This window comes from Halorubrum sp. SP3, from assembly GCF_005435195.1.
In the GTDB taxonomy this organism is placed as follows: Archaea; Halobacteriota; Halobacteria; order Halobacteriales; family Haloferacaceae; genus Halorubrum; species Halorubrum sodomense.
In genome coordinates this window covers 1-217 of sequence record NZ_SGTU01000787.1, presented here as the reverse complement: position 1 = coordinate 217, position 217 = coordinate 1, and the positions used below count along the sequence as shown (strand labels likewise).

Here is a 217-nt window from a genome sequence, read left to right as displayed (position 1 = left end):
CGCGGTCCAGCCGGCGAACGCCGAGCTCGCGGCGGCGACGACGACCTTCGGGTCGTACTTCGTCGCGAGCCCGGCGATCATCAGTTGGACCTTCTCGCCGGGCAGCACCGCGAGCTGGGCCACGAGGGCGACGACGACGATCTCGGCGTAGCCGGGCATGCGTCACTCGCCTCCGCTCGGCCGGTGGGCCGGCGTGGGGCCCCGGCCGACGCCGGAC

Annotated in this window: 1 pseudogene; it reads right to left on the bottom strand. The window is 75.1% G+C overall.

The features are described from left to right. A pseudogene (locus EXE42_RS20575) lies at positions 1–159 on the bottom strand (UPF0016 domain-containing protein); the annotation flags it as partial. Between the last annotated feature and the right edge of the window lie 58 nt (positions 160–217).